We start from the raw sequence: 9096 nt of genomic DNA, 5'->3' as shown, positions 1-9096 counted from the left end.
CGCCTGCCTGACGGACCGGTGGGGATGGAACATCCCTGTTCCAGCCCCACCTTTCGCCCGCATCCCTGCGGGCTCTCCTGGCAGCCTCATTCTGTTCAGCGCTGCGAAATGCCCGCCCCTGAGCGGCCCCAGCCTGCTGGCCAGCTTCCGCGTGCGCGGCTGGAAAAGGACGGCTGCGTTTTTACGGCTACAAAGGGCACCCTGTCTGAGGCCACAGCGCCTCCTCTGCTGTAAAGGGCTATTCGCAGCGCTGAGGCGGAGACGTTGTGCCAGGAGCCGGTCGCAGGGATGCGACAGGCAGTTCGGGTAGGCCTGGATGGCCGTACCCGAACGGTCCGGCCGGCGCGACGTTGCAGCCGAAGGCACCGCGCAGCGGCGCGAGGACGGCCCGGCAGCAGAGGAGGTGCAGTGGCCCGCACCAGCATGCTCACACGCGCAAATGAAAAGGCCGCCATTTAGAAAAAACAGCGGCCTTGTCTGAACACGACCTTAACTGACAATCATTACGCCGAACGGCGTCCCTTTTGTTACTTCTCTACGCCCTGCACCAGCACCACGCGGTACTCCGCGCCTTTCAGACGGTGCTGTTTCGCTTCCTGATATTCCGGGCTGTCATACCAGCCGTGCGCCGCCTCTACCGACGGAAACTCCAGCACCACGACGCCGTCTGCTTCCGGCCCTTCCAGCGTCTCCAGCTGGCCATAAAACGCCAGCGGCGTAATTGGGTGATCGCCGCGCGCTTTGCCCGCCTTCTCGCCGTAAATAGCGAATTCTTCCGGATTGGTAATTTTGTCGCGAATAAAGACTACATATGCGCTCATTGTTGGCTCCTTTACGCCTGGCGTTTATCTTCGGTGTGGGTGTCAAAATCGGCTGCGTCGTGACGCTCGTGCAGCTGGTCGGCGGGGTCGCCCATCACGCGGTTCACTTTGCGTCCGCGGATCACCGCCGGACGCTCTGCAATCTCCTGCGCCCAGCGCGCCACGTTCTTGTAGGATTTGGCGTCGAGGAACTCGGTGGCGCCATACTGATTGCTCAGCACCAGCCCGCCGAACCACGGCCAGGTGGCGATATCGGCAATGGTATAGGCGTCGCCGCCGAGGAAGCGGCTCTCCGCCAGACGGCGATCCAGCACGTCGAGCAGACGCTTGGTCTCCAGCGTATAGCGGTTAATGGCGTATTCGATTTTCTCCGGCGCGTAGTGATAGAAATGGCCGAAACCGCCGCCGACGAAAGGCGCCGCGCCCTGCAGCCAGAACAGCCAGTTCAGCGCTTCGGTGCGGCCCGCCGGATCCTCAGGCAGGAAATGGCCGAACTTCTCCGCCAGATAGAGCAGGATATTGCCAGACTCAAACACGCGCTGCGGCGGCGTCACCGAATGATCGCTGAGCGCCGGGATTTTGGAGTTGGGGTTGATATCAACAAAGCCGCTGCCGAACTGATCGCCGTCGCCGATGCGGATCAGCCAGGCGTCATACTCGGCGTCCTTAACACCAACCGCCAGCAACTCTTCCAGCAGAATCGTCACTTTCTGGCCGTTCGGCGTGCCGAGCGAGTAGAGCTGCAGCGGGTGTTTGCCGACCGGCAGCGCTTTTTCATGGGTGGCGCCCGCGATGGGACGGTTGGTTTTCGCGCCGTTGCCTTTGGCTTCCGGATCCCATTTCCAGACTGTTGCGGGCTGATAACTGTTTTCCGACATAGTGTGGGTTCGCCTTGTGGATGTGAGTGTGTCAGACGTCTCTGAGTGTAGCAGGGCGAAAAAACGCGGTTTAACCCTGCTGGCGTTCGCTAATCGACGTTCTCCTGGGTATAGAGCATAAAGTCGACGCGCCCGTCTGCATAAGTGGAAAAATGGTCGCCCTTTTCCAGATGCTGCAAAAGCAGGTTCAGCGCCAGCTGGGCGTGGCGCTGGGTATGCTGATCGAGGGTTAAGGTGAGGATGCGCTGCTGCAACAGCTGGCGCGTGGTGGCGTACAGCTCATGGGTGATGTACACCACGTCGCGCTCGCGGCGGTGGCGCGCCAGCGCCTCGGCGATCTCGCGATTGCCGAGGCCGGTGTTGTAGATGCCGACGATGCCGGGCGACGCCACCAGCGCCTTCTCCAGCAGCCGGCTGATGCGCTGGCGATCCTCCTGTCCGGCCAGCGCTTCGCGCAGCGTCAAGTGGGGAAAACGCTGCTGCAGCACGTCGCGAAAGCCGTCGATGCGCTGGCGATGGGCGCGATAGTCGACGCGGCCGCTGACCATCAGCACCTCGCCCGCGCGCGCCAGCATGCTGCCCATCATCAGCCCGGCGGTGCGTCCGGCCTGCAGCTGGTTGATGCCGACATGCAGCAGGCGCTCGGCGTCGGGCAGATCGGACACCAGGGTGATCACCGGCACTTCACGCGCTTTGCAGTCGCGCAGCGCCTGGTAAATCGCCGGATGCTCATGGGCGAAAACCATCAGCCCGTCCATCCTGCAACTGCTGGCGAGCAGGTGCGCCGCCAGCTTCTCCGGCGCGTCTTCGGCAATAAAGGTGCGCTGCAGGCGCAGACGGCGATAGCCGAGCGCGTCGGCCAGCTGCTGAAAATCCTGCGCCAGCTGCTGAAAGAAAAAAGAGTCGTTGCCGCTGAGGATCACCTCAATCTGCCACGGCTGGCGGTGCTCCTGCGGCAGGATGCGGTTCAGGCCCGCCGCGCGCGCCGCCTCCAGCACCTTTTTCGTCATCGCCGGCGACACGCCGCCGCGATCGTTCAATACCCGGTCTACGGTCGCCACGCCGACGCCTGCCACGCGCGCCAGATGACTGAGCGTCATTCGCTTCATGCTGAGTGAATTCCATCAATTTCTGCGTTTAGCCAGCCTGACAGAACGGGCTATTTTGACAACGTCATCCATCCCGAACTGTGAAGAGGAAAACGGAAATGTCGCCTGTTACGCAACGCGTTGCCCTGATAGGCAGCGGTTTTATCGGTCAGGTTCACGCCGCCAGCCTGGCGGCGCATCCCGGCGCGCAGCTGGCGCTGGTGTGCGATATCGACGCGTCGCGCGCCGAGGCGCTGGCGCGGCGCTACGGCGCGCGCGCAGGCCAGGTGAACGAGGCGTTTAGCCGCGAGGATATCGACATGGTGCTGATCGCCAGCTCAACGCCGACCCACGCCGACTTTCTGGCGCAGGCGGTACGGGCGGGCAAGGCGGTCTACTGCGAAAAGCCCATCGACCTGTCGCTGGCGAAGGCGCGCGCGGTGGTCGAAAGCCTGCTGCCGCTGCAGGTGCCGGTCACGGTCGGCTTTAACCGCCGCTTCGACCGCAGCCATCAGCAGCTGAAGCAGCACATCCAGCAGGGCGCCATCGGCGCGCCGGAGCTGATCCAGATGGCGTGCCGCGCCTCGGAGATGCCGTCGCTCGACTACCTGCGCGCCTCGGGCGGCCAGATGCGCGACCAGGCGATCCACTTTTTCGATCTGCTGCGCTTCCTCACCGGCGACGAGGTAGAGAGCGTCGGCGCGCTGGGCGCGGCGCTGGCACAGCCTGCGCTGCGCGAGCTGGGCGACGTCGACACCTCGGTGCTGATCATGCGGCTGTCGCGCGGCGCGCTGGCGCAGCTCGATAACACGCGCCGCACCGCCTACGGCTATGACGAACGCATCAGCGTGGTCGGCTCGGCCGGCATGATCGCCTCGGAGCCGCAGGCGACGCGCGGCGCCACGCTCTATCAGCAGAGCGGCGTCACGCAGCCCGGCCTGTTCCCGGACTGGTTCAGCCGCGTGCGCGACACGTATTACGCGCAGCTGGACGCCTTCCTGCGCCAGCTGGGCGGCGAAACGGTGGCGGATCTGCCTGGTCTGATGGATGGCCTGCAGGCGCAGGCGATTGCCGAAGCGGCGTGCGAGTCGCTGGCCAGCGGCCGCTTCGTGCAGGTCGAACGGCTGATTTAGCGGCTCAGCAGCTCGCGCTCGATCAGCTCGCGCGTCTCCACCGCCTGCGTCTTCATCTTTTCGGGATAGCCGAACAGCGCGGAGGCGATAATGGATTCGCCGCCCACTTTGTAAGTGCGGTTGGCGAAATCCATCTCGCGCAGCGTCTGGAACAGGGTGTCGAAATCGACCTCGCCTTCACCGACGCCGACGTGCTGGTGGATAGTGGCGTCCACGCCCGGCGGGTTAACGATATAGCGGCAGTGCTTGGTGTGGTTCATGGTGTCGGCGATCAGCACGTGGGAGAGATCTTCGCCGGCGTACTCTAGCATCGGCCGGACGTCGCCCTTGCCGTTGTCGTAAAAGAAGGTGTGCGGCACGCTGTAAACATACTTCACGTTGTCGCTGCGAAACGACTTCACCATATCGGCGGTTTCGTTGCTGTTCTCGCAGAAGTCCCACGGATGCGACTGGATTTCGACGCGGATATTCTCGCGTTCGAAAATCGGCAGCAGCTCCTCCATCGAGCGGTAGAACATCTCTTCGCAGATCTCCGGCTCGTTAGGGTTGCCGGAAAGCTCGGTGTTGATCACCTGCACGCCCATCTCCACGGCGATCTCAATCATGCGCTTCCAGTTTTTTACCGCCGCCTGACGGCGCAGCTCATCCGGGCCGGACCAGCGGTAGACGGTGATAAACGACGAGATCTCCACGCCGGTGGCGTTCAGCGCGTTTTTATATTCGCGCATGATTTCCCGGCTCGCCTTCGGGTGCTTGTAAAACGGGTTGATCTGCGGATGGGGCGACTGCTCGATATACTTATAGCCCCACTCGGCCACCTGATGCACCATGCGGGTAATGCCCATGTCTCTGATGACATCCACGTCAAAAGCGATTTTCATCTTTATGGCTCCTGGCTTGATTTAGCGTTCTTCGTTGAATACCACGCCGATCTGGCGACGCACTTCATCCATCGCGCGCAGCGTCAGCAGCGACGTTGCCAGCGAGCGCAGCGGCGAGTCCGTCAGGCTCTGGCCGACGCACCAGGCGAAGTGGTTGATCTCATGGCAGAGTTGCTGGTAGCGGCTGGCCGGCTCTTCCCAGTGCAGCGTCTGGCGTCTGTCGCTGGAGACCAGGCGGAAGTTGCCCGGCGCGTAGAACTGGCCGTCGAGGTAAAGCGTGGCGTCGCGTCCGGCAATCACCGCCGTGCCCGGCGTGTTGCTGAACAGCGTGGTGTGCAGCACCGACTGCATGCCGCCTTTGTGAGTAAAAAGCATGGCAGTCTGGCCGTTGACGCCGCCTGGCGCCGGCTCGCCCTGCGCCATGATGCGCTCGGGCGCGCCGCCGACCAGAATGCTGAAGCTGATCAGATAGCTGCCGAGATCCAGCATCGGCCCGCCGGCCAGATCGGCATTGAAAATGCGGTGATCCGGGGTAAAAAACTCGCCGTGATCGGCGATCAGGCTGTGCACCTCGCCCAGCGCGCCATCCGCCAGCAGCTGGCGGATAACGTCATATTTCGGCGCATAGTCGCACCACATCGCCTCCATACAGAGCCGCCGCGCCTGCTGCGCCGCCTGCTGCAGCGCCGCCCCCTGCTGCGCGTTGAGCGCCAGTGGTTTTTCAATCAGCACATGTTTTCCCGCCTGCAGCGCGCGCAGCCCGTCGGGAAAGTGATGATTATGGGGCGTGGCGATGTAGACGGCGTCGACGTCGTCGCGCGCCAGCAGCGCATCGATGCCGCCGCAGGCGTGGGGAACAGACCATTTATCGGCGAACGCCTGCGCCTTATCAACGCTGCGCGAGGAAACGGCGACGAGCTGCTGGCCGGTGTGGCCACAGAGCGCGCTGGCGAAACGATCGGCGATCCAGCCGGGGCCGACGATGCCCCAGCGCAGCGTGGGAAGCGTGTTGGCATCGGGCAGTCGGGGAACGGGCAGGGAAGAGGGGAACATAACATCTCCATCGTTATTCGTCTGTTAAGCCACGGCGGCGAGTTTCCACTATAGAAAGCCTTGCGCTGCCCTCTCTAACCTTTTGCTGATGGAATTCCATCAGCCGTTCTGCTGGCGGACTGGGCTATTTTTAGCAAATGTTTTTTCTAAAATGAAGAGAGAAAGGAATGAATGTTTCATTTTGCGAAGAAGATCAAATCAGGGAGGGGAAAGCGGATCGCCCAAAGCGAGGCCGCAGGGTGGTGAAACAAAGATTTCGTTCTGCTAAGCGCGTGCGGCTTATTAAAGGTAATACGCGCAGGAGTGCGCGCTGTTTGCAATTTTGATAAATCGGGCCGGTCGTTATAATTCTGTCTGCAAACCAACACCGCCGATCACCATGCCTGAGGTTGCGGGTTAATTAATGAAAAGAGAAACGGCAGTGAGATGAAGAATAATCCCGTTTACGTCACTAGCCCTCTGCTACCGCCTCTGGCTGATTTCATGCCCTATCTGGAAAATATCTGGCAAAATCGCTGGCTGACCAATAACGGGCCTTTTCATCAGCAGCTGGAGCAGGCGCTGGGAAATTACCTGGGCTGTCCGCATATTTCGCTGTTCGCCAACGGCACGCTGGCGCTGCTGTGCGCTATTCAGGCGCTCGGACTGACTGGCGAAGTTATTACCACCCCTTATTCTTTTGTTGCCACCTCCCATTCGCTGGTGTGGAATAATTTGCAGCCGGTATTTGTCGATATCGATCCGCTGACGGGAAATATCGACGCGGAAAAAATAGAACAGGCAATTACGCCCGCCACCTCCGCTATATTACCGGTTCACTGCTATGGTATTCCAGCCGATGTGACGCGTATTAACGCGCTGGCCAGGCGCCGGGGATTAAAGGTGATTTACGATGCCGCACACGCCTTCGGCGTCGAGCGCAACCGCGCGTCGATCCTGAATCAGGGCGATCTCTCGGTGCTGAGCTTCCATGCGACGAAAGTGTTTAACACCTTCGAAGGCGGCGCGATCGTTTGCCCCGACCGGGAAAGCAAGCAGGCGATCGATCGGCTAAAAAATTTTGGCTTCGCAGGTGAAACCGCCGTCGAGTCGCTGGGCATTAACGGCAAAATGAACGAGCTGCAGGCGGCCTTTGGCCTGCTACAGCTTCAGCGCATTGACGAGGCGCTCAGCCAGCGTAAAGCGATTTATCAGCGCTACCGCCGGGCGCTCAGTGCGGTAGCGGGGCTGGAGATGGTCACGCCAGCGCCGCACATCAGCTGGAATTACGCCTATTTTCCGCTGTACGTCAGAGCAGATTTTCCCTGTTCCCGCGATGCGCTTTATGCGCGCCTGCGCGACGACGGCATTATGGCGCGCCGTTACTTTTATCCGCTGATCAGCGACTTCCCGCTCTATGCTTCGCATCCCAGCGCGCGCGCCGGAAATCTGCCCGTGGCGCGGCGGCTGGCGGATCAGGTTATCTGTTTGCCGATCTATCCAGGCCTGGCGGCGTCGCAGCAGCAGCGCGTGATTCAGCTTATCCTGGCGCTGGCGGACGAGAGGGCTTCCCACCACAGGCGGCAACGCCGATGAAACTGGCAATTTACGGCGCTGGCGGCCTCGGGCGCGAAGTGCGGCAGCTGGCGTGCGCCATCAATGCGCGTCAGCACCGCTGGGACAGGCTGTTTTTCATTGATGATATTCATCCGCAGCGCATGCTGGACGGTACGCCGGTGACTGACCTCGCCAGCGCGCAAGGCGTTGACGCAGTCGAAGTGGTGATCGCCGTCGGCGAACCAGCGCTGCGCGCCAGGCTCAGCGCAAAGATCCGCGCCGCGGGCCTCTCGTTCGCCACGCTGGTTCACCCGGACGTCATGCTGCCGGATTCGACATCCCTGGGCGAGGGCGTGGTGATCTGCCGCCACGCCTTTATTTCATGTGACTGCGTTATTGAGCATAACGTCTATTTACAGCCGCACTGCTGCCTCGGCCACGACTGTCAGATCGGCGAACACACGATTATTTCGCCCGGCGTTATGCTGGGCGGCGAATGTTGCATCGGCAGGCGCGTATTTATCGGTATGAATGCCAGCGTGAAAGAAAAAGTGCGTATTGGTCATAACGTTATTATCAGTATGGGCGCGGCCCTGTTTAATGATGTGCAGGATGGGCTAATAGCGCTAGGCAACCCGGCCAGGATTATTCGCCGCAATGAAGATGAAAAGGTTTTTCGCCCGGCTGGCTTAAGGAGATCGCGTTAATGAATGCGTTGGAAATATATAACTCGCTTTTTAAAGAGATATTATCGCAGGATGCGGAAACGCTCGCGGAGCTGCGCTATCAGGATATTCCCGAGTGGGATTCCGTCGGCCATATGTCGCTGATCACCGCCATTGAAGAGGCGTTCGATATTATGCTGGAGAGCGAAGACATTATTGATTTTTCGTCGTGGCGTAAGGGCATCGACATCCTGAAAAAATATAACGTGGGCATGCCGTTACCATGCGCCTGCTTGCGGGAAAAACGGTGTTTATCACCGGCACCAGCCGCGGCATTGGCCAGGCGATCGCCGCCTGCTTCGCCGCCAGTGGCGCGAATATCGTCGCGCATGCGCGCCACGCTGACGCGCGCTGGCGGCGTGAGCTGTCGACGCTGGCCGCCAGCCACAGGGTGGCGATCTGGCCGTGCTGTTTTGATCTCACAGACTCTGCGGCGATGACGCAAGCCGTCAGGCAAATGGCGGCGGAGAAGCGCGCTATCGATGTGCTGATCAATAACGCCGGGGTGATGCACAGCGCGCTTTTTCATATGACGAGCGACGCGGCGCTGCGCGAGCAGTTTGAGGTCAACTTCTTCGCCTGTTTCAAATTAACGCAGCTGGTGTCACGGCTGATGCTGCGCCAGCAGCGCGGCAATATTATCAATATCTCCTCTGCGGTGGCCGAAAAGGGCAGCGCAGGACACACCGCCTACGGCGCCGCGAAAGCAGCGGTTATCGCCCTGACGAAGTCGCTTGCGGTTGAGTTAGGCGCGCAGAATATTCGGGTCAACTGCATTGCGCCCGGCATGGTTGAGACCGCGTTGCTCGATAGCCTGCCAAACCGGGTAGTGCAGCAGGCGAAAGCGAACACGGCGCTCGGCCGCATCGGGCTGCCAGTCGATGTCGCCGCGACGGCGCTTTACCTCGCCTCCGACTTATCCTCTTACCTGACCGGCCAGGTGATCCGCGTGGATGGCGGAGCCTGACAGAGTTGAGCCAT

At 61.0% G+C, this 9096-nt stretch carries 9 protein-coding genes; 4 read left to right on the top strand and 5 right to left on the bottom strand.

The window, feature by feature from the left end; genetic code table 11:
* Window positions 1-527 precede the first annotated feature (527 nt).
* From B2J69_RS05505 to B2J69_RS05495, 3 genes are all read right to left on the bottom strand, one after another.
* Entirely contained in the window at window positions 528-821 is a 294-nt protein-coding gene (locus tag B2J69_RS05505) for a DUF1330 domain-containing protein (protein WP_081137156.1), read from the bottom strand.
* 11 nt (window positions 822-832) lie between these two features.
* Complete coding sequence (gene yghU / locus B2J69_RS05500; RefSeq protein ID WP_081137154.1) at window positions 833-1699, bottom strand: glutathione-dependent disulfide-bond oxidoreductase; 867 nt, start codon at window positions 1697-1699, stop codon at window positions 833-835.
* An 89-nt stretch (window positions 1700-1788) separates the two neighbouring features.
* Window positions 1789-2808 (bottom strand): LacI family DNA-binding transcriptional regulator, encoded by a 1020-nt coding sequence (locus B2J69_RS05495; protein ID WP_081137152.1) that lies wholly within the window; start codon window positions 2806-2808, stop codon window positions 1789-1791.
* Window positions 2809-2906: 98 nt separating this feature from the next.
* Between B2J69_RS05495 and B2J69_RS05490 the strand changes: the two genes are divergently transcribed.
* Window positions 2907-3920, top strand: coding sequence for a Gfo/Idh/MocA family oxidoreductase (locus tag B2J69_RS05490; protein WP_081137150.1), 1014 nt, complete (start codon window positions 2907-2909; stop codon window positions 3918-3920).
* On the opposite strand, the gene B2J69_RS05485 is transcribed toward B2J69_RS05490, so the two are convergent.
* On the bottom strand, window positions 3917-4801 hold the full coding sequence (locus tag B2J69_RS05485; protein WP_081137148.1) for a sugar phosphate isomerase/epimerase family protein: 885 nt from the start codon (window positions 4799-4801) through the stop codon (window positions 3917-3919). The genes B2J69_RS05490 and B2J69_RS05485 overlap by 4 nt on opposite strands.
* Window positions 4802-4822: 21 nt before the next feature.
* Window positions 4823-5854, bottom strand: a complete 1032-nt coding sequence (locus B2J69_RS05480; protein ID WP_081137146.1) for a Gfo/Idh/MocA family protein — start codon at window positions 5852-5854, stop codon at window positions 4823-4825.
* Window positions 5855-6280: 426 nt separating this feature from the next.
* On the opposite strand from B2J69_RS05480, the gene B2J69_RS05475 reads away from it, so the two are divergent.
* From B2J69_RS05475 to B2J69_RS05460, 3 genes are all read left to right on the top strand, one after another.
* A complete protein-coding gene (locus B2J69_RS05475; RefSeq protein WP_081137144.1) occupies window positions 6281-7429 on the top strand; it encodes a DegT/DnrJ/EryC1/StrS family aminotransferase in 1149 nt (382 codons plus the stop codon).
* Complete coding sequence (locus B2J69_RS05470; RefSeq protein ID WP_081137142.1) at window positions 7426-8097, top strand: NeuD/PglB/VioB family sugar acetyltransferase; 672 nt, start codon at window positions 7426-7428, stop codon at window positions 8095-8097. The genes B2J69_RS05475 and B2J69_RS05470 overlap by 4 nt, the downstream gene beginning before the upstream one ends.
* Window positions 8098-8338: 241 nt before the next feature.
* On the top strand, window positions 8339-9082 hold the full coding sequence (locus B2J69_RS05460) for an SDR family NAD(P)-dependent oxidoreductase (protein WP_081137140.1): 744 nt from the start codon (window positions 8339-8341) through the stop codon (window positions 9080-9082).
* The last annotated feature ends 14 nt before the right edge of the window (window positions 9083-9096 follow it).

The sequence above is a fragment of the Pantoea latae genome (assembly GCF_002077695.1).
Lineage (GTDB): Bacteria > Pseudomonadota > Gammaproteobacteria > Enterobacterales > Enterobacteriaceae > Pantoea > Pantoea latae.
Note: the sequence above shows the minus strand (reverse complement) of the source record. Positions and strands in the feature narration are given on the sequence as shown.